Genomic DNA, 20,062 nt, shown 5'->3' on the forward strand with positions numbered 1-20,062 from the left:
CCGGAGTAGTTCGAACAGGTATGCGCGAGGACGAGACTGGCATCGCACGGGCCGACATCGTCCTCGCGACCCTCGGCGTGCTGCTCGCCGGCGGCGTCGTCGCGCCGTTCGTCCTCAACGTCTCGATGCGCGTCGCGCTTGCGAGCGTCGGCGTCCTCTGTCTCGTCGTACTCGTCGACGCGTTCTTCGCGAACCCGCCGTGACGCGTCGTCGGAGGCAATGACTCGAGGACGAGCCGAGCCGCCCCGACACACTCGGGACGAGAGATACGAACGCCGGAACTATTAACACGTTAGGGATATGACTATGTTACTGAGTGCCACACTATTTGGGCGTGGCACTCCCTCCCCCCATCTAGCACCCGCCCGCCTCCGCCGGGCATACCCGATATACGCCTCCCTGCGGTACGAACTCCCGCTTCCCATAGTCGACACGTCATCCCCCTCGACGTCGCGGGTGTCGGTGCCGGCCGACTCCACCGACGTCGGTCCCGTCCGGACGGGGACGTACCGCCGCGGCCGTGCCTCGGCAAGCCAGCGGCACCGAATCACGCGAGAGACGACGCGTCCCCCGAGTCGGCCGGAAGGACTACCGGCCCGGGAGGGGAAGCCGGAATCGATGAGTATGCACGCGACGCCGGTGCGCGTCGAACTCGTCGCGACGGCAATCGCGCTCGGCCTCGTGGTCATCCACCTCTTCGGCCGTCGGCTCCGCGTCCTCGGCACGCTCTCACGGAGTCGCTGGCTCTCGCTCGCCGGCGGGGTCTCCGTCGCGTACGTCTTCGTCCACGTCCTGCCCGAAATCGGCCGCGCCTCCGAGCACGTCGGCCCCGAACCGCTCGGCCTCGGCTTCCTCGAACACCACGTCTATCTGGTCGCGCTCGCGGGGTTCGTCGCCTACTATGGCGTCGAGCGCGCGGCGAAACGCGCGACGTCGGACGGCGACGACGAGGGAGCGGACAGCCTGCGCGTCTTCTGGATGCACGTCGGCGCGTTCGCGCTGTACAACCTCCTCGTCGGCTACCTCCTCTTGCACCGCGAGGAGACTGGCCTCGAGAGCCTCCTCCTCTTCGGGGTGGCGATGGGTCTACACTTCCTCGTGAACGACTGGGGGCTTCGCCACCACCACGGCGACGCCTATCACGCCCGCGGCCGGTGGGTGCTCGCCGCCGCCGTCCTCCTCGGCCTCGGCGTCGGGTTCGTCGTCCCGCTCGACCAGCAGGCGCTCGCGGTGCTCTTCGCGTTCCTCGCCGGCGGCGTCATCCTCAACGTCATCAAAGAGGAAGTGCCGCCGGAGCGCGACAGTCGATTCACGGCGTTCGCGACCGGGGCGGCCGGCTACACGGCCGTCCTCCTGCTCGTCTGACGGCGAGCGGGGTCACGGCGACGTCGTCTCGACGGCCGCGCCGACGGGCCGTCGACCAAAGGCTTTTGACTGACTGTTCAGTAAGCCCGTGTAGTGAGTCCGAATCGCGCCCCGACGCGGCGTGACGACCCGCGTCCAGACTGTCGCCCCCGAGAGCCGGTGGGGAGCCGATGACGGCACACGGACCCGTCGACCGGACGGACATCGACGCGGAACTCGTACGCGTCCTCGGTGACGCCGACACCCGCGGCGTGGACGTCGCCCGCGAGGCCGTCGAGGAGCCGGCGGACCGATGGTACGGACAGGTGGTCGGAGCGACCTACGCGGCGCTGGCGGACTCGCCGGCCGACGACACGGTCGTCGCCGCCGCCGCGACGGTCGAGCTTCTCCGCGGCTACATCCGCATCCGGAGTCAGTTGCTCACCCAGTTGAGCGACGAACGCCCGCACTCGCTGACCGCGGACCCGGAAATCGTCCTCCTCGCCGGGGACTACCTCTACACGACGGCGTTCTCGACGCTGGGGTCGAACCCGCATCCCAGGTGCGGCGAGAACGTCGCGGCGCTGTCGAGTGCCTTCGAGACGATCACGGACGCGTTCAGCCGGAGCACGTCCGACACCGCGCCGTCGGACGACCAGGTGCTGGCGTTTCTCGACCGGACGCTGGGCAGCCTCGGGGCGACGGCCACGCGTCTCGGCGCGTCGCTCGCCGCCGACGACTCGGTGCCGCGGGCCGACGTCGCGACGCTCGGCCGCGCGCTGGGCACGGCACACGGCGCACAGCGACTCCGCACGGCGGACCCCGGGTCGGCCGCGGTCGTGTCGCCCGCGATGGACGAGTCGGCACTCCGAGAGTACGCGGAGACGCAGCGAGAGAAGGCCATGGACGCGCTCGACGCGCTCCCCGGGAGCGTCGGCGTGGCGACACTCCATCCGCTCGTCGCCGAGGACACAGCGAGGACGGACGAGGACGACCGCTGACTCGCGGACTGAGTCGGACAGCGATGGCTATCGCGCTCGGTCACGCACGTCGTGTCACGTTCGATGGACGACGGCGCGCGCGTCTCGGGGGACGGGCACGGCGCGCGCCGGTCGTGTGAAACACCCGGAGGGAGGGAGACTCGGGGGAGGGGGGAGTAGGGAACCGCGTATCTCACCACCGGGCAACTCAGCGTTTGTGACAGATTCGTATAGTGTCTTTGATTCGGTACTCGTCCACGGAACTCTTGGGCGTCGAGGAAAACGGAGTGCTGCCGTCGGGCACGACTGTGACGCCGACAGCCGCTCAGACCGCGAGGTAGGAGGCGATGGCGTCCTCGTCCTCGAGTTCGGCGGCGCCGATTTCGTCGACGATGCGCCCACGCTTCATCGCGTAGCAGCGGTCAGCCATGTCCTGTATCGCGCCGAGGTTCTGCTCGACGAAGAGGACGGTCGTGCCGAGGTCGTCGTTGAGGGCGCGGAGGTTCTCGCTGATTTCCTCGACGATGGAGGGCTGGACGCCCTCGCTGTGCTCGTCGAGCAGCAGGAGGTCGGGGTTGCCGACGAGCGCGCGGCCGATGGCGAGCATCTGCTGTTGGCCGCCGCTCATCGTCCCGGCCGTCTGCGTGCGGCGCTCGTCGAGGATCGGGAAGTAGTCGAACACCTCCTCGTAGAGGTCATCGACGGCGTCGTCGTTCACGCCCTCGCCGACGAGGAGGTTCTCCTCGACGGTGAGGTCGGGGAAGACGTCGCGGCCCTGCGGGATGTAGCCGATGCCCTTGCGTGCGCGTGCGTCGGGCGGTATCCCCGCGAGGTCCGCGCCGTCGTAGCGGACGGCGCCGGACTCGGGTTCGAGGAGGCCGATGACGGTCTTCATCAGCGTGGACTTCCCGGCGCCGTTCTTCCCCATGACGCCGACGAGTTCCCCCTCGTCGACGCTGAGGGAGACGTCGCGGAGGACGAGCGTCGTGTCGTAGGCGACCGAGAGGTCCTCGCATTCGAGGAGTGCCACGACTCACTCACCCCCCAGGTAGATGCGCCGCACCTCGTCGTCGGCGCGAATCGTCTCGATGTCGCCCTCGCGGAAGACCTGCCCACGGTGGAGGACGGTGACGTCGTCGGCGATGTCGGCGACGAAGTCGATGTCGTGCTCGATGACGACGAACGCGATGCCGTCCTCGTTGAGGCCGGTGACGAGGTCCGCGACTTCCTCGCGTTCCTCGACGGAGAGGCCGGCGACCGGCTCGTCGAGGAGCAGGAGGTCGGGTTCGAGCGCGGCCGCCATGCCGATTTCGAGGCGGCCCTGCTCGCCGTGCGAGAGGTCGCCCGCGGGCGTCTCCGCGCGGTCGGCGAGGTCGACGCGCTCGAGCGCCGCCTCGACGGCGGGCTCGAGGTCGCCGTCGTGGACGCGCTGGATGGGCAGGCGCATGTTCTCGAACGCGGTGAGGTCGTCGAACACCGACGGCACCTGGAACTTCATGCCGATACCGGCGTCGACGCGCTCGTTCGGCCGGAGGTCGGTGATGTCCGCGCCGTCGTAGTAGATGGCGCCCTCGGTGGCCTCGTGGCGGCCCGTGATGAGCTTGAGGAGCGTGGACTTCCCGGCGCCGTTCGGGCCGATGAGACAGCGGAGTTCGCCCTCCGCGACCGCGAAGTCGACGCCGTCGATAGCGGTGAAGCCGCCGAAACGTTTCGTGAGGCCGTCGGTCTGCAGGAGCGTCTCGGTACCGGGGCCGGTCGCGTCGACAGCGGGCGGCTGGCGGCCGGCGACGTCGACGTGCGATGCGTCCGCGCTGTCGGTGTCTGTCGTAGTCATTCGGGGGTTCCCTCCACGGTGTCGGTCGTGGCTTCTGCGCGGTCCCGGAGGGCGACGATGGCCTCGCGGGCCCGCGGAACGATGCCTTCGGGGACGAACAGGATGGCGACAAGGAGGACGGCGCCGACGATGACCATCGCGTACTGGCTCCCGGTGACGGAGAGCTGCTGGCGGAACCACTCGATGGCGACCGTCGCGACGACGGCGCCGAGCAGGGAGCGCCGCCCGCCGACGGTCACCCAGATGACCGGGATGGACGCGAAGGTGATGCCGAAGACGCTCGGGCTGATGTAGTTCCCCCACGACGCGTAGAGCACGCCGGAGAGACCGGCGAGCGCGCCGCCGAGGCCGAAGACGAGGAGTTTGATGCGCCGGACGTCGTAGCCGAGCATCGCGGTGCGGTCCTCGTCCTCCCGGGCGGCGACCATCGCGTAGCCGAAACGGCCGTTGACGAGCGCGCGCAGGCCGAGGTAGACGGCGAGCAGGACGACGAGCGTGAACCAGTAGAACGCCATCCCGTCGAGGACGACGGCGGTCTCGCCGACGCCGAAGGTGAGGTTCGGGATGGCGGGAATACCGTTGAACCCGCCGAGCGGGACGGAGCCGACCGCCCACTCGCTGCCCGCAGTCTGAGCCATGAAGGTGTGGAGGACGAGCGAGACGACGAGCGTCAGGATGGTGACGTAGACGTCCCGGACTTCGCCGTAGAACATGAAGTAGCCGAGGACGAGCGCGGCGGCGGTGGCGAGTCCCACGGAGAGCGGGAGCGCGAGCATCGTCGTCAGCGCGCTGGAGAGGTTGAGGCTGACGACGCCGAAGGTGTAGCCGGCGACGCCGAAGAACACCACCTGCCCGAAGCTGAGGATGCCGGTGTAGCCCCAGACGACGGAGAGCGAGAGCGCGAGAATCGCGTAGAGCAGGTAGATGGCGGCGCTCGAGGCGGCGTAGCTCCCGAAGCCGATGGGGTAGCCGAAGAGGCCGACGAGCACGACGGCGAACCCGACCCAGAAGAGCCGGGAGTTCCCGTAGGTGTTCGGGCCTTCGAAGGGCGCGACGAGCCGGTCGAAGCGGTCTCCGATGCTCATCGTCACTCGCCCTCCATTCTGTTCCGCAGGTCATCGACCAGCCCCGTGAGGCCGCCGGAGAGCACCCGGATTGCGAGGACAGCCGTCACGAGCATCGCGATCTGGCCGATGAACGTCCCGTAGAGGTTAGTGAACAGTGCGTTGATGGCGCCGAGCAACCCGCCGGAGAGCGTCGTCCCGAGCAGGACGGAGGGGCCGCCGATGACGACGGCGACGAACGCCTCGACGAGGAAGGACGACCCCATGCCGGGGACGACGCTGAGCGTCGGCGCGTAGAGCGCGCCGGTGAGGCCGGCGAGCGCGGAGCCGATGACGAACGTCGTCGTGTACATGCGGTCGGTGTCGACGCCCAGCGAGCGCGCGGTGTCGGCGTCCTGAATCGTCGCCCGGGCGCGGACGCCGAACTCGGTGCGGGTGAAGACGACGTAGATGGCGACGAGCACGAGGAGCGCGACGGCGGCGAGCAGCACGCGGTAGGTCGAGTAGGAGAACGTGCCGTAGGAGATATTCCCGAACGGCGTCGCCACCTGCGCGATGGAGTTCCCGAAGACGATGCGGACGCCCTGCGTGAGGATGAGGCCGATGGCCCACGTCGCGACCATCGAGTCGAGGAGGCGCCCGTAGAGCGGTTCGACGACGGACGTCCCGAGCGTGCGCTCGGTCACCCAGTTGATGGCGGCGCCGGAGACGACGGTGCGCTCGACGACGAGTCCGAGGAGCGCGGCGAGCAGTATCCCGACGCCCATCGCGACCGGGAGGGGCGCGCCGGCGTTCGACGCGAGTGTCGTGCCGTACGCGCCGATCATGATGAACTCGCCGTGGCCGAGGTTGATGACGCCCATCATCCCGAAGATGACCGCGAGGCCGACCGCCGACAGCACGATGAACGCGAAACTGTCGGCGAACTGGAACAGGAGGCTGAGCGCGTTCATTTCGTCGTGTCGGCCTCCTCGAAGTAGTTCGCGGGGACGAACTGTTTGGTCATGTCTTCCTTCGCGAGGTTCACGCCGACGGTCTCCGAGAGGAACTGCTCGGGAATCTTCTCCTGTGCCTTGACGGAGATGTTGTGGTTCTCGTCGCAGTGGAAGACGCGCATGTTGTGCGTCATGTGGTGGACGGGCCCCTGCAGGGAGATGTCGCCCTCGGGCGCGGAGACGTCCATGCCCTTCTCGAGTTCCGCGATGATGTCGGCCTGGTTCGTGGAGCCGACGGCCTCGGCGGCCTTCGCGTACATCTTGATGGAGAAGTAGTTGTTCACCGCCTCCTCGTTGATGTACTTCGCGTCCGGGTATTTCTCGTAGAAGCGGCTGACGAACTCCTCGTTGCGCTTCGTCGGGAGTTCCTCCATGTAGTTGAAGCCGCCGTAGACGTCCTTCATCGCGGGCGCGTCGAGGCGCTTGTGCTGGTAGCCCTGCGCCATCACGGTGGAGGTCCCCATCGGGATGTCGAGGCCGGCGGAGGTGCGCTGGTTCCAGAAGGAGGTGTGGTTCGCGCCGACGAGGAGCGCCATCACGAAGTCGGGGTCGGCGTTCTGGATGTTGTTGATGGTGGAGCCGAAGTCCGTCACGGAGAGCGGGATGAACTCCTCGCCGACGATGTTCGCGCCGTGCTCGTCGGCGAGGACGCGCACCCAGTCCGCGGAGAGCTGGCCGAAGTTGTAGTCGGCGGCGATGGTGTAGACGTCTTTGCCGAAGTTCTCGACCATGTAGGGGAAGACGCTCCCGAGCTGTTGGCGCGCCGTCGCGCCCATGCAGAACGTGTAGGAGTCGGCGACGCCGCCCTCGTACTGCGTCGTGTAGAAGTAGAGCTGTTCGTTCTGGTCGATGATGGGGCGGATGGTCTCGCGGGTCGCAGAGGAGTAGCCCGCCCAGAGGGCGTCGACGTGCTCCTCGTTGATGGCCTGGCGCGTGAGCTGCTGGTAGCGCTGGTTGTCGGATTGGGGGTCGGGGGCGAACGTCTCGACGTCCTTCCCGAGGATGCCGCCGTTCTCGTTCAGTTCCTCGACGGCGAGCATGCTCGCCTGGTACTTCGGCGTCCCGTTGAGCGCGAAGTTCCCGGACCGGTCCTCGATGATGCCGAGCTTGACGGTGTCCTTGCCGCTCGCGCCGCCGGTGAGACAGCCGGCGAGCGCGCTCCCGCCGACGGCGGCGCCGGTGGCGAGGAAGGCACGCCGCGAGACGCGCGAGCCCTCTTCGGTCATACGGAACACCCCGCGGACGGACGAACGTCCCCAGTGGTGGGTGTGCGCATCTCGACAGCGCCACTAAATCCGCGAATACGTGGACATGCGTTCATGTGTTGTCGTCATTCCCGAACATCCAGCTCTAACCCAAAAACCTTTCCATTCGCGTATAACCATTGTAGAATTCGGGATAATGTGTTTAAGGACTCAATAGATATGACGCATACGGTTTACAGACACAACTGTCTATACGAGAGATTGAGGGGGATACGAACCCACTACGAATTGACGCTCGTCCACTCTATTTCCGGTCGTCCGAACAGAGACGAACGGGAGACGCACGCAGCCGGATGGGAACTGCGTAGGTTTCAACAATTTCCGCAGTTCGGTTGCAAGTATTGGGTATTGTGCGAGATACTATTGCAACCAGACAGAGATATAGTGGTAGATGACTGAATTCGTGAACAGAACGGTTCGGGTGCCACCGCGGGGCGAGCGCAGATGAGTGAGCGACTCGTCCCCGGGGAGGTCTTCCCCGGCGAGGGTGACGTCACCATTAACGAGGGCCGCGAGACGGCGACCGTGACCGTCTCGAACACGGGCGACCGGCCCGTCCAGATCGGCTCGCACTTCCACTTCTTCGAGGCGAACGGCGCGCTCGCGTTCGACCGCGCGGCGGCGTTCGGGATGCGGCTGAACATCCCCGCCGGCACCGCCGTCCGCTTCGAACCCGGCGACGAACGGGACGTCGACCTCGTCGCGCTCGGCGGGAAGCAACGCGCGCACGGCATGAACGGCATCGTCGACGGAAGCACGACCGGGGAACCCGACGAGGCGCTGCGGCGCCTGCGCGAGGCCGGGTTCGAGGACACCGGCGCGACGGAGGGGGAGGAGTCGTGACCCGCGACATCTCCCGCGAGGCCTACACCGAGTTGTACGGCCCGACCGTCGGCGGGCAGGTCCGCCTCGGCGACACCAACCTCGTCGTCGAAGTCGAGGAGGACTACCGGACGCGGGGCGACGAAGCCGTCTTCGGCGGCGGGAAGACGCTGCGCGACGGCCTCGGGATGGCCCCCGGCGTCACGAACGAGGAGGGCGCGCTCGACTGGGTCATCACGAACGCCACCATCCTCGACCCCGTTCTGGGCGTGGTCACCGCGGACGTCGGCGTGAAGGACGGCCGCATCGCCGGCATCGGGTCCGCCGGCAACCCGGAGACGATGGACGACGTCGACATGGTCGTCGGCGCCGGCACCGACGTCTACCCGGCGGAGGGGAAGATTCTCACACCGGGCGCCATCGACGTCCACGTCCACTTTAACGCCGCACAACTCCCCGAGCACGCGATTGCGGCGGGCATCACGACCATGCTCGGTGGCGGCTACGGCGGCGGCGCGACGACGACGACGGCCGGCCCGCGGAACATCGAGCTGTTCCTCCGCGCCGCCGAGGACTGGCCGGTGAACGTCGGCTACTACGGCAAGGGCTCCAGCAGCCGCCCGGAGTCGCTCTACGAGCAGGTCGAAGCCGGCGCGTGTGGCCTGAAGATTCACGAGGACTGGGGCGCGATGCCGGGCGCCATCGACACCTGTCTCAGCGTCGCCGAGGAGGAGGACGTCCAGGTGGCGATGCACACGGACACCCTCAACGAGACCGGGTTCGTGGAGAACACGATGGACGCCGTCGACGGCCGCACCGTCCACCTCTTCCATATCGAGGGCGCGGGCGGCGGGCACGCCCCGGACATCATGGAGGCCGTCGGCGACCCGAACGTCCTCCCGTCCTCCACGAACCCCTCGATGCCGTACACGACGAACACCTTCGACGAACACCTCGACATGGTGATGGTCTGTCACCACCTGAACCCGGACGTCCCCGAGGACGTCGCGTTCGCGGAGTCACGCATCCGCGCCGAAACCATCGCCGCCGAGGACGTCCTCCACGACACCGGCGCCATCTCGATGATGACGACGGACGCGATGGCGATGGGTCGAATGGCCGAACTCGTCTCGCGCACGTGGCAGACCGCGCACAAGATGAAGGCTCAGCGCGGCCCGCTCGACGCCGACGGCCCCGGCGACAACGAGCGCGTCCTCCGCTATCTCGCGAAGTACACCGTCAACCCCGCCATCGCCGCGGGCATCGACGACCACGTCGGCACGCTCGAACCCGGCAAGATGGCGGACTTCGTCCTCTGGGAGCCCGACTCCTTCGGCGTCAAGCCGTTCGTGACGTTCAAGGGCGGCTTCCCGGTCTACGGTGAGATGGGCGAGGCGAACGGCTCGCTGATGACCTGCGAGCCGAAGATGCAGCGCCCGCGCGCCGGCGCGATGGGCAGCGCGAAGAACGCCCTCTCGCTCGCGTTCGTCAGCAACGCCGCGACGGAGCGTGGCGTCGGCGACGACTACGACCTCACGAAGGAGACAGTCGCCGTCTCCGGCGCGCGCACCGTCGGCAAGAGCGACATGGTGCGCAACACCACCTGCCCCGACGACATCGAAATCGACCCCGAGACGTTCGAGGTCCGGGTCGACGGCGAGCACGTCACCTGCGACCCGGCCGAGGAACTGCCACTCACGCAGCGCTATATGCTATGAACCTTACACCGAAGGAACGCGAACGGCTCACGATCTACGCGGCGGCACAGCTCGCACGCGACCGGAAGGAGCGCGGCATCAAACTGAACCACCCCGAGTCCATCGCGTACATCTCCGACTGGATCTTCGAGGGCGCGCGCGAGGGCAAGAGCGTCGCGACGCTCCGCGCGGAGGCAACGGGCCTCCTCGGGCGCGAGGACGTCATGGAGGGCGTCCCCGAAATGATCGACATGGTGCAGGTCGAGCCGATGTTCCCGGACGGCACGAAACTCGTCACCGTCCACGACCCGATCCGCTCCGACAGCGCGCGCGACATCGGGGGTGAGGGCGAATGAGCGGGCGGCTCACCCACCGCGACGTCGCGACCGTCGGCATCGGCGGCCCCGTCGGCTCCGGGAAGACGTCGCTCATCAGCGAGGTCGTCCCGCGCCTCCGCGACGCCGGCCTCGACGTCGGCGTCATTGCGAACGACATCCTGACGCAGGCGGACGCGGATGCCCTCCGCGAGCGTTTCGCCGGTGTCGTCCCCGAAGACCTCGTCGCGGGCGTCGAGACGGGTGCGTGCCCCCACACGGGCATCCGCGAGGACCCGTCGATGAACCTCCGGCAGATCGACGACTTCGTCGCCGAACACCCGGAGCTCGACCTCGTCATCGTCGAGAGCGGCGGCGACAACCTCGCGGCGACCTTTGACCCCGAACTCGCGGACTACTCGCTCTACGTCATCTCGGTCGCCGAGGGCGACGACATCCCCGCGAAGCGCGGCCCCGGCGTCGTGGACTGCGACCTCCTCGTCGTGAACAAGACCGACCTCGCGCCGCACGTCGGCGCCGACCTCGAGAAAATCGAGCGCGACGCCGCCGCCGTCCGGGACGGCCCCTCGGTCTTCACGGACTGCAAGGCCGAGGACGGCATCGAGGACGTCATCGAGCACGTGCGCAGCGAGGTGCTGTTCGCGTAGATGGCGACGGACGGCCCGGCACCGACGGCCGACGCGCCCGCCCGCGAAGAGAGCCGACCCGCGGACGCCACCGAGCGCCCGCTCCCGCCGGAGTTCGCGGCGTACGCCGAGGAGTCGCTCGCACAGACCGCCGTCGGGTCGCCCGGGAAGGTCGGCGAACTCGAAGCGACGTTCGCGCGGGGCCGAGACGGCCAGACGCGCCTCGTCGAGGACTACGCGCGCGTCCCGTTCCACCTCTCCGGGACGCTCGGCCACGACGGCGGCCGGCCGGACGCGGCGACCGTCTACGTCCAGAGCCCGACCGGCGGGGTCGCGCAGGGCGACCGGAACCGGATGCACGTCACCGCCGAAGCGGGGTCGCTCGCACACGTGAGCACGCAGAGCGCGACGAAAGTGCTCTCGATGAACGCGAACTACGCCCGCGTCGACCAGACCTTCGAGGTTGGCGACGACGCCCACCTCGAGTACGTCCCCGAGCAGACCATCGTCCACCCGGACGCGCGCTACTGCCAGGAGACGGCGGTGACGCTCGGCGAGGACGCCACCGCGTTCCTCTCCGACGTCGTCGTGCCGGGCCGACTCGCGCGCGGCGAGCGCTTCGACTTCGAGCGCTACTACGCGCGCACGACCGTCGACGGCCCCGACGGCCGCATCCTCGCCGACACAACGCATCTCGCGCCGGGCGACCCCCACGCTGACCCGCGCGCCGCGGGCGTCCTCGACGACGACGCGGTCTTCGGGACGGCGTACCTCGCGACGACGCGGGACGTGGACTGCGACGAGTTGAGCGACCGACTGCACGACCGGAGCGCGGCGGAGGCGGGGCGCGCGGCCGCGAGCACGCTCCCCCGCGATGGCGGCGTCGTCGTCCGCGCGCTCGGCGACCGGGCGAACGACGTCCACGCCGCCCTCCACGCGGCGTGGGACGAGGCCAGTCGCGCCCTCCTCGACGCGCCCGCGCCCGACCACCGGAAGAACTGACTGATGGAGCTCTACGACACCTATCTCGGGAACACGACCGAGGACGACGGCCTCGCATCGCGCGTCGAGACCGAGGGCGCGAGACGCCTGACGCTCGACGAGACCACGCGGCGGCGCTCGCGCTTCCGCACCGAGACGGCGGACGGCACCGACGTCGGCGTCGTCGCTACGAACGCGGGCAGCCTCGAACCCGGCGACGTCTTCGCGGGCGACGATGGACTCCTCGTCGTCGGCCTCGCCGACCGCGACGCGCTCGTCGTCGACCTCGGTGATGCGACGGCGACCCCGGAGACGCTCGCGCTCGCGGCGAAATTCGGGCACGTCGTCGGGAACCGCCACCGCGACCTCGCGGTCCGCGGGAGCGACGTCCTCGTCGCGCTCGAGGAGGACGTCGAGCGCCACCGCGCGGAAATCGACTCGCACCTCCCCGCGGGCGCGACGATCCGCGTCGAGGGCGTCGACCCGACGCTGTTCGACGACGCCACGCCCGACCACGCGCACGGCGACGCCGGGGACGAGCACAGTCACGGCGACGAGGGCCATACACACTCACACGGTGACGAGCACACGCACACCCACGGCGAGGACGGCCACACGCACGGTTCGCCGGGCGGCGTCCGCATGCCAGGGGGTGACGCGGAGTGACGGCCGCCGATGCGCGCGCGTCGCTCTCGGCGTTCCGCCTCGCGGACTCCTTCCTTCCAGTGGGTGGCAACACTGTCTCCTACGGCCTCGAGCAGTTCGTCGCGTCCGGACACGTCGAGGACGCCGACGACCTTCGGGACGTCCTCGACTCCTACCTGCGGCGACAACTTGGGCCGTGCGAGTCGGTCGCGCTCCGCGCGGCGCACACCGCCGGCGACGACCTCGACACCGTCGAGCGCGTCGACGAGACACTCCTGACGCGGACGCTCCCCGCGGAGTTCCGCGAGAGCGCGACGAAAGCGGGCCGCCGCCTCCTCGAAGTCGAGGCGGAGACGAGTGACGACCCCGTCGTCGCCGCCTACGAGGAGCGCGTCGCGACGACGGCGGCGCCCGGCATGTATCCAGTGGCACTCGGCCTGGTCGCGTCGCAGCGCGGCATTCCCGCGGACGAGGCCTGCCTCCTGCACGGCCACGCCTTCCTCACCGACATGCTCGGGGCCGCCCAGCGACTCCTGAGCCTCGGGCACCTCGCCGCCCAGCGCCTCCTTGACGACCTCGCGGACGTCCTCGTCGACGTCATCGACGCGAACGCCGACAGGCCGCTCGACCGGATGGAACCGTTCGCGCCGCTCGTCGACGTCCACGCGATGGAGCACGAGCGCGCCGAGCGCCGCCTCTTCGTGAGCTAACGCTCACGGCCGGCAGCCGACTGTCCGGTCCGTCGATGTGTCGACCCGCCAGCCCCGCGTCCCGTCGGATTTCGGAGAGACATTACTGGCGTATCAATGTAAATTGAGACGGGAGAGATACCGCCGTACAGCCGCAGACAGGCGGCTTCAGTGGCTGGCGTCGCTCGCCTCGGCCCACCGAGGGCCCGAATCTATAATAGTATACGACAACCCAACGAAACTATGCAAGCGAAAGAGTTCGAGAACGAGCTGACCTATCACTCCTACGAGGCCGACAGGGACGTCGAGGCGTTCCACGAGGCCTACGAGGACGCCGTCGAGGCAGTTCGTGCGGAACTGGGGGCGACGCACGACCACTACATCGACGGCGAGCGCGTCGCGGCGGCCGAGCACTTCGAGGTGACCTCGCCGGGTGACCAGACGCGCACCATCGGGGAGTTCGCGGCGGGCACCCCCGACGACATCGACGACGCCGTGCACGCGGCGACCGCCGTCAGTGACGAGTGGGAGGCGCTCGGGGTCGACGAGCGCGTCGAAATCTTCCGCGACGCCGCCGCCGAGATGCGCGAGCGGAAGTTCGAACTCGCCGCCACCATCTCCCTCGAAAACGGCAAGAACCGGACGGAGGCGATGGCGGACGTCGACGAGGCCATCGACTTCCTCGAGTTCTACAGCCGCGAGTTCGAGCGCGCGGACGGCTACGACTTCGACACCGGCGAGCCGACGCCCGGCGAGCACACCCGCAACCTCCTGCGGCCGTACGGCGTCTTCGGCGTTATCGCACCGTTCAACTTCCCGATGGCCATCTTCGTCGGCATGACCGCCGGCGCGCTCATCACCGGGAACGCCGTCGTCGCCAAACCCGCCGAGTCCACGCCGCTCATCGCCGAGAAGTGCATGGAAATCATGCAGGACGCCGGCCTCCCGGACGGCGTGCTGAACTTCGTGACCGGCGACGGCCCGAACGCCGGCCAGCCGCTCGTCGAGCACGAGGACGTCGACGGCGTCGTCTTCACGGGGTCGCGGAAAGTCGGCGAGTCCATCCAGCGGACGTTCTTCGAGCAGGACAAACAGGGCCCCGTCATCGCCGAACTCGGCGGGAAGAACCCCGTCATCGTCAGCGACGCCGCGGACGTCGACGCCGCCGTCGAGGGCGTCATGAAGGGCGCGTTCTCCTTCAGCGGCCAGAAGTGCTCGGCGACCTCCCGCGTCTACGTCCACGAGGACGTCGAGGCGGAGTTCACGGAGAAGCTCGTCGAGCGGACGGAAGAGCTGACCGTCGGGCACGCGACGGATCGCGAGACGTTCGTCTCGCCCGTCATCAGCGACGCCGCGCTCGAACGCTACGAGTCCATCACCGAGCGCGCCGCGTCCGACGGCACCGTCCTGACCGGCGGCGCGGTCCGGACGGAAGGCGACTTCGCCGACGGGCGCTTCGTCGAGCCGACCGTCGTCACCGACGTCCCCCACGAGCACGACCTCGCGCGCGACGAGCACTTCCTCCCGTTCGTCACGATTCACCCCATCGCCGACCTCGAAGAGGGCATCCGGAAGTCGAATGACTCCGAGTACGGCCTCTGTGCGGGCATTTTCTCCGAGGACGACGCCGAGGTCGAGCGCTGGTTCGACGAAATCGAGTCCGGGATGTGCTACGCGAACCGCTCACAGAGCGCGACGACGGGCGCGCTCGTCCAGGCCCAGCCGTTCGGCGGCTGGAAGCACTCCGGCACCACCGGGAAGTTCGCGGGCGGCTACTGGTACCTCCAGCAGTTCATGCGCGAGCAGACGCAGACCCGCGTCGAATAGCGGGCCGCTCTCGCGTGCCGCCGTCGCTCAGTCGAAGTCGGGGAGGTAGGCGGCGTTCGCCGCGAGCAGGTCATCGACCATCGCATCGATTTCCTCGAGGGTGCAGGCCGCGCCGGCGAGCGGGTCGAGTTTCACCGCTCGGCGGAGCGCGTCCTCGTCACGATTCAGGCCCGCTTGCACGGCCTGTTCTTGGACGTTGAGGTTCGTGCGAATCAGCGCCGCGAGCTGCGCAGGGAGGTCGCCGACCGAACACGGGTGGACGCCCGTCGCGTCGACGACGCAGGGCACCTCGACGCAGGCGTTCGACCGGAGGTTGGTAATTGCGTCCGTGTCGTTCCGGACGTTGACGTTCACGCGCCGGCGGGTGTCCGTCTCCACCGAGTGGATGATCTGTGCGGCGTACTCCTCGGAGCGAGACACCTCGAGGTCGACGTCCTCGGGGTCCTGCTCGGCCTGCCACTCCTTCATCCCGCGATAGAACTCGAGATATTCGCCCGTAGGCATCCACGAGGACGTGATGCCGCCCGGCCCCTCCTCGTACTCCTCAGGGGGTGTGAGGTCATCGATAACCTCGGGGTCCGTGCGGAAGTAGGGGACGTACTCGCTGAGGTGGTGGCTGGACTCGGTGACGAAGTAGCCGAAGTGCTCCATGAGTTCGAAGCGCACCGGGTCGGCGACGTAGGTCTCCTCGTCGTCGGCGGCCTCGTGGAGCGCGGGATAGACGCTCTCGCCGTCGACTTCGGCCTCGAGGAACCACGCCATGTGGTTGATGCCCGCCACCCAGTAGTCGAGAGCGTCGGCGTCGACGCCCGCGTAGTGCGCGATGGCCTCGGAGGTATGCTGGACGCTGTGGCAGAGGCCGACGACGTCGATATCAGTGGCTTCGTCGAGCGCCCAGCAGAGAATCGCCATCGGATTCGTGTAGTTGAGGAGGAGCGCGTCCGGGCAGACGTCCTCCATGTCGCGCGCGATGTCGAGCATCGCGGGGAGCGTGCGCATCGCGCGGAAGACCCCGCCGGGGCCGAGCGTGTCGCCGACGGCCTGCTCGACGCCGTACTCACGCGGAATCTCGACTTCGTTCTCGAACGGCTCGTCGCCCCCGACGCCGATCATGTTCAGGACGTAGTCGGCGCCCCCGAGCGCCTCGCGCCGGTCGGTCGTCGCCTCGACCGTCGCGTCGAAGCCGTGCTCCTCGACCATCGCCCGCGCGACGGTCTCGGTCCGCTCGAGCGCGTCGGCGTCGATGTCGACCAGGACGATTTCGCTGTCCGTGAGTTCGGGATACGAGAGGATGTCGCCGAGGAGGTTCCGCGAGAACGTCACGCTCCCGGCGCCGATGAACGCGATCTTGGCCATGGTACGCCCTCACCCACGACTCTGTTAAATACTTTCATGTACGTTTCGAGAGGTGGGCGCGGAAGCCGAAACCCGCGACGGCGGGCGTCCGCAGAACCAGTCACCCGATTACGAGCATACACCCGTAAAGACTGTGACAACCCCAGTTTCGCCCGCGTGGACGGACAGCCGCCGCGGTCCGCAGCCAGTCACCACTCGGCGACGCTGCCGTCGTCGTGGCGCCAGACTGGGTTGTGCCAGTCGACGTCCTGTTCGGCCATCTCGCGGACGTGGTCTTCGTCGATGTCGACGCCGAGCCCCGGGCCCTCGGGGATGTCGACGTAGCCGTCCTCGTAGTCGAAGACGGAGGGGTCCTCGAGGTAGTCGAGGACGTCGCTCGTCTCGTTGTAGTGGATGTCGAGACTCTGCTCTTGGATGAGCGCCGCGTGCGAGGTGGCGTCGACCTGGATGCAGGAGGCGAGCGCGATGGGGCCGAGCGGACAGTGGGGCGCCATCGCGACGTCGTAGGCCTCGGCCATGTCGGCGATTTTCTTCACTTCGCTGATGCCCCCAGCGTGCGAGAGGTCGGGCTGGATGAGGTCGACGACGCCCTGCTCGAAGACCTCCTTGAAGTCCCACCGCGAGAACATCCGCTCGCCGGTCGCAATCGGGACGGTCGTCGTCTGTGCGATGTCCGGGAGGGCGTCGTTGTGCTCGGGGAGCACCGGCTCCTCGATGAAGAACGGCTCGTAGGGTTCGAGTTCGCGCCCGAGACGCTTCGCCATCGTCTTGGAGACCCGGCCGTGGAAGTCGACGCCGATGTCCACCTCGTCACCCACGGCGTCACGGACTTCCGCGAGTCGGTCGACGGCTTGCTGGACGGCCGCCGGACTGTCGATGCGCTCCATCTCCGCGGTGCCGTTCATCTTCAGCGCCGTGAAGCCCGCCTCGACCTTCTCCTTCGCGGCCTCCCCGACCTCCGCAGGGCGGTCGCCGCCGATCCACTGGTAGACGCGTACCCTATCGCGGACTTTCCCGCCGAGCAGCTCGTGGACGGGCGCGTCGTACTGTTTGCCCTTGATGTCCCAGAGCGCCTGGTCGATGCCCGCGATGGCGCTCATCAGCACGGGGCCACCCCGGTAGAAGCCGCCGCGATACATCGTCTCCCAGTGGTCGGCGATGCGCGCCGGGTCCTTCCCGAGGAGGTAGGTGTCCATTAGCTCCTCGACGGCCGTCCGTACCGTCTTCGCGCGCCCCTCGACGACGGGTTCGCCCCACCCGACGGTCCCGTCGTCCGTCTCCACCTTCAGGAAGAGCCAGCGCGGCGGTACCTCGAACAGCTCGTAGTCGACGATTTCCATGGCGGCGTTTCAAACACGGACCGCTTAAGCGTTGATGATGCTGAAGGCCGGACGGCGCGCCGGCGACGCACGACTGTCAGTAGGGCGGTTGGCCGAGGACATCTTCGCCGCGACAGTCGCCAAGGGCACCCGTACCGGGTGAGGGAATCACGATTCCGACGACGCGTCGCGGAGCGGGGCGTAGGTTTATGTTTACGGGGCAATACCTGCTGGTTGAGTTCCTACTGGGTCGATTCAGAGCGGCTGCACCGGGCTTGGCGTGCACGGGCCGGATCGACACGCGACTCAGGCCGTCAGTGCCGTTCGGGACCGCAGCATCGACAGCAGGTGTCGTCCGCCCGTGACCGCGAACAGGGCGCCGCCGAGAACGGTGAGGTACCAGCCGAGCGCCGGAACGAACGTCGCGGTGAACCCGACGAGCGACGAGGTCGAGAGGAAGAACGCGCAGAGCGACACGGTGCCGACGCCCGCCGCGACGGTGACGACGAACCGGAGTCGGGGCCGTGTGCCCGCACCGACGAGGAGGACGAGCGCGACGAGACCGAGGAGGGCGACGTCGAACGCCTCAATTCCCGGGCTCGCCCCGGCGAGACGGAGGGTCGGTATCTCCGCGTCCGGCGGGAGCGTCGGGTTCAGTCGAACCCACGGGAGAGACGTCCCGACCGGGATAGCGAGCGCACCGCCGGCAGTCAGCAGTCGGTCACGGCGCGAGCGAGTGTCCACAGTGTTCCGTCGAGCGAGACGGCTAAACGCTTTGTGTACACCCACACACGGGTTTGACCGAGGCGGACCGAACGTTCGGTCCGGCCGAGCCGGTGGCGCTGTACACCCACCACATTGAGGAAGGGGCCGAGAGTAGAGCGTCCGAAAGCATGGAGCCGGACCCGACCGTCACCGACCCCGACGAGGCGGACGCGGACACCCTCATCACCGACCTCGCCGAGCTGGAGTCGGAGCTCGACGCGACGGCGAGGGACGAACTTGAGGAGACGCAAGGACTCGTTGCGGCGGCGAGTAAGCGCGGCCTCATCGACTCCGGCGTCCGCCGGTTCCAGTTCGTCGACGTCGTCGAGGCGTTCGTCGGCAGCGTCATCGTCGCCTCCCCGCTCCTCGTCGAGGACGGCGTCTTCGACATCGCGGACTACCTCTTCCAGTTCACGCTCGGCGGGATTCCGGTCTTCCTCGTCGCGAACACGCTGTTCGTCGTGCTCATGACCTACGCGCTGGTCGAGTGGACGGGCCGGGCCCGGGAGGAGGCGGAGCCGTTCTTCAACGTCGTGCCGGTCCGCGTCGTCGTCATCCTCGCCGTCTCGTTCCTCGTCGCAACCATCCTGATGACCGTCTGGGGGCGCGTCGGCGACTGGCAGCCCCCGACTGAAGCACTCGCCCGCATCAACATCATCTGGACCGTCGGCTCGCTCGGCGCGGCGCTCGGCGACATCATCTCCGAGGGACACGACGCGCCGCCGCTGACGAGCGACGACGAGTCGGGGCACGGCGTCTCCGAGCGAATCACGGGCGTGCTGGCGTCCGCCGACGACCTCTCCGACGAGGAATTGCTCCAGTCGCTCAACGAACAGTTCGACGAACTGGTCGCGGCCGTCGAGAAACCGGCGGACCGGCGGGCCATCGAGCGCATCCGCGACCGGACGGTCTCGACGGCGCTCGACACCGGACTCGGCGACCAGATTCGGAAGTACACCGGGCGCGACGTCGCCGAGGCGTTCGTCGGCAGCATCTTCTTCTCGGTGCCCTTCCTCGTCGAGGACGGCGTCTTCGACGTCGCGGCGTACTTCCTCTCGTTCCGACTCGGGGAGTTCCCCGTCTTCTACCTCGCGAACGCGGCGTTCGTCGTGGTGATGATCGCGATGCTCGTCTACTGGGCGGGCCCGCAGGACGTTCGCCCGACACAGCCGCTCTTCGGATTCGTTCCGCCGCGACTGGTGGGCATCGCGCTCGTCTCCTTCCTGACGGCGGCGGCGCTGATGACGATGTGGGGCCGCGTCGACGACTGGGCGAACCCGTCGGTCGCGCTCGCCCGCATCAGCGTCGTCTGGACGGTCGCCTCCTTCGGCGCGGCACTCGGCGACATCCTGCCCGGTGAGAGCTCAGGCGGGGACCTGAGCGACGAACTCGACGTCCTCGACCGACTCGTCCGCGAGGACTGAGGGCCGCCTGGATTCTCAACAGTCGAGGTGGCCCGAGACACCGGACCGGCACGGAGAGCTATAGAGTGGTTCGGACGCCACATAGCAGACGCTT

The 20,062-nt window shown here is 68.3% G+C and carries 20 protein-coding genes; 12 read left to right on the forward strand and 8 right to left on the reverse strand.

Translation table 11 applies throughout. From position 1 onward, the window contains the following. Window positions 1-20: 20 nt before the first annotated feature. The 3 genes from ACQUS8_RS12235 to ACQUS8_RS12245 all read left to right on the forward strand — a co-directional run bounded on the left by ACQUS8_RS12235 (window position 21) and on the right by ACQUS8_RS12245 (window position 2,345). Window positions 21-203, forward strand: coding sequence for a hypothetical protein (locus ACQUS8_RS12235; RefSeq protein WP_435101431.1), 183 nt, complete (start codon window positions 21-23; stop codon window positions 201-203). Between the two features lie 415 nt (window positions 204-618). Continuing rightward, complete coding sequence (locus ACQUS8_RS12240) at window positions 619-1,365, forward strand: hypothetical protein (RefSeq protein WP_435101433.1); 747 nt, start codon at window positions 619-621, stop codon at window positions 1,363-1,365. Window positions 1,366-1,535: 170 nt separating this feature from the next. Further along, window positions 1,536-2,345 (forward strand): polyprenyl synthetase, encoded by an 810-nt coding sequence (locus ACQUS8_RS12245; protein WP_435101435.1) that lies wholly within the window; start codon window positions 1,536-1,538, stop codon window positions 2,343-2,345. A 304-nt stretch (window positions 2,346-2,649) separates the two neighbouring features. On the opposite strand, the gene ACQUS8_RS12250 is transcribed toward ACQUS8_RS12245, so the two are convergent. The 5 genes from ACQUS8_RS12250 to ACQUS8_RS12270 are packed head-to-tail and all read right to left on the reverse strand — an operon-like array spanning window position 2,650 to window position 7,443. Then, window positions 2,650-3,354, reverse strand: a complete 705-nt coding sequence (locus ACQUS8_RS12250) for an ABC transporter ATP-binding protein (protein WP_435101437.1) — start codon at window positions 3,352-3,354, stop codon at window positions 2,650-2,652. A 3-nt stretch (window positions 3,355-3,357) separates the two neighbouring features. Then, window positions 3,358-4,158, reverse strand: a complete 801-nt coding sequence (locus ACQUS8_RS12255; protein WP_435101439.1) for an ABC transporter ATP-binding protein — start codon at window positions 4,156-4,158, stop codon at window positions 3,358-3,360. Further along, the gene (locus tag ACQUS8_RS12260) at window positions 4,155-5,243 is read right to left on the reverse strand and encodes an ABC transporter permease subunit (RefSeq protein ID WP_435101441.1); all 1,089 of its coding nucleotides are present in this window, start codon (window positions 5,241-5,243) and stop codon (window positions 4,155-4,157) included. Before ACQUS8_RS12260 ends, ACQUS8_RS12255 begins: the two co-directional genes overlap by 4 nt. Before the next feature lie 2 nt (window positions 5,244-5,245). After that, window positions 5,246-6,175: an urea ABC transporter, permease protein UrtB gene (urtB, locus tag ACQUS8_RS12265; RefSeq protein WP_435101442.1), complete on the reverse strand. Its 930-nt coding sequence runs from the start codon at window positions 6,173-6,175 to the stop codon at window positions 5,246-5,248. After that, on the reverse strand, window positions 6,172-7,443 hold the full coding sequence (locus ACQUS8_RS12270; protein WP_435101444.1) for an urea ABC transporter substrate-binding protein: 1,272 nt from the start codon (window positions 7,441-7,443) through the stop codon (window positions 6,172-6,174). The genes urtB and ACQUS8_RS12270 overlap by 4 nt, the downstream gene beginning before the upstream one ends. A 483-nt stretch (window positions 7,444-7,926) precedes the next feature. Between ACQUS8_RS12270 and ACQUS8_RS12275 the strand changes: the two genes are divergently transcribed. From ACQUS8_RS12275 to ACQUS8_RS12310, 8 genes are all read left to right on the forward strand, one after another. Beyond that, window positions 7,927-8,325, forward strand: a complete 399-nt coding sequence (locus ACQUS8_RS12275; RefSeq protein WP_435101446.1) for an urease subunit beta — start codon at window positions 7,927-7,929, stop codon at window positions 8,323-8,325. Continuing rightward, complete coding sequence (ureC, locus tag ACQUS8_RS12280; RefSeq protein WP_435101448.1) at window positions 8,322-10,022, forward strand: urease subunit alpha; 1,701 nt, start codon at window positions 8,322-8,324, stop codon at window positions 10,020-10,022. The genes ACQUS8_RS12275 and ureC overlap by 4 nt, the downstream gene beginning before the upstream one ends. Continuing rightward, complete coding sequence (locus ACQUS8_RS12285) at window positions 10,019-10,357, forward strand: urease subunit gamma (RefSeq protein ID WP_435101450.1); 339 nt, start codon at window positions 10,019-10,021, stop codon at window positions 10,355-10,357. The genes ureC and ACQUS8_RS12285 overlap by 4 nt, the downstream gene beginning before the upstream one ends. After that, entirely contained in the window at window positions 10,354-10,983 is a 630-nt protein-coding gene (ureG, locus tag ACQUS8_RS12290) for an urease accessory protein UreG (RefSeq protein WP_435101452.1), read from the forward strand. The genes ACQUS8_RS12285 and ureG overlap by 4 nt, the downstream gene beginning before the upstream one ends. After that, a complete protein-coding gene (locus ACQUS8_RS12295) occupies window positions 10,984-11,964 on the forward strand; it encodes an urease accessory protein UreD (protein ID WP_435101454.1) in 981 nt (326 codons plus the stop codon). It begins immediately after the preceding gene. Window positions 11,965-11,967: 3 nt separating this feature from the next. Beyond that, entirely contained in the window at window positions 11,968-12,609 is a 642-nt protein-coding gene (locus ACQUS8_RS12300; RefSeq protein ID WP_435101456.1) for an urease accessory protein UreE, read from the forward strand. Further along, window positions 12,606-13,298 (forward strand): urease accessory protein UreF, encoded by a 693-nt coding sequence (locus tag ACQUS8_RS12305; protein ID WP_435101458.1) that lies wholly within the window; start codon window positions 12,606-12,608, stop codon window positions 13,296-13,298. The genes ACQUS8_RS12300 and ACQUS8_RS12305 overlap by 4 nt, the downstream gene beginning before the upstream one ends. A gap of 222 nt (window positions 13,299-13,520) precedes the next feature. Next, the gene (locus tag ACQUS8_RS12310) at window positions 13,521-15,104 is read left to right on the forward strand and encodes an aldehyde dehydrogenase family protein (RefSeq protein WP_435101460.1); all 1,584 of its coding nucleotides are present in this window, start codon (window positions 13,521-13,523) and stop codon (window positions 15,102-15,104) included. 27 nt (window positions 15,105-15,131) lie between these two features. On the opposite strand, the gene melA is transcribed toward ACQUS8_RS12310, so the two are convergent. From melA to ACQUS8_RS12325, 3 genes are all read right to left on the reverse strand, one after another. Continuing rightward, window positions 15,132-16,460, reverse strand: a complete 1,329-nt coding sequence (melA, locus tag ACQUS8_RS12315; RefSeq protein WP_435101462.1) for an alpha-galactosidase — start codon at window positions 16,458-16,460, stop codon at window positions 15,132-15,134. 188 nt (window positions 16,461-16,648) lie between these two features. Beyond that, window positions 16,649-17,800 carry a galactonate dehydratase gene (dgoD, locus tag ACQUS8_RS12320; RefSeq protein WP_435101464.1) on the reverse strand — a complete coding sequence of 384 codons (1,152 nt, stop codon included), beginning with the start codon at window positions 17,798-17,800 and terminating at the stop codon, window positions 16,649-16,651. A gap of 285 nt (window positions 17,801-18,085) precedes the next feature. Then, on the reverse strand, window positions 18,086-18,523 hold the full coding sequence (locus ACQUS8_RS12325) for a hypothetical protein (protein ID WP_435101466.1): 438 nt from the start codon (window positions 18,521-18,523) through the stop codon (window positions 18,086-18,088). 149 nt (window positions 18,524-18,672) lie between these two features. Here ACQUS8_RS12325 and ACQUS8_RS12330 point away from each other — a divergent pair, with 149 nt between their 5' ends. Then, window positions 18,673-19,968 (forward strand): hypothetical protein, encoded by a 1,296-nt coding sequence (locus tag ACQUS8_RS12330; RefSeq protein WP_435101468.1) that lies wholly within the window; start codon window positions 18,673-18,675, stop codon window positions 19,966-19,968. The last annotated feature ends 94 nt before the right edge of the window (window positions 19,969-20,062 follow it).

The sequence above is a fragment of the Halarchaeum sp. P4 genome, assembly GCF_051195175.1.
In the GTDB taxonomy this organism is placed as follows: domain Archaea; phylum Halobacteriota; class Halobacteria; order Halobacteriales; family Halobacteriaceae; genus Halarchaeum.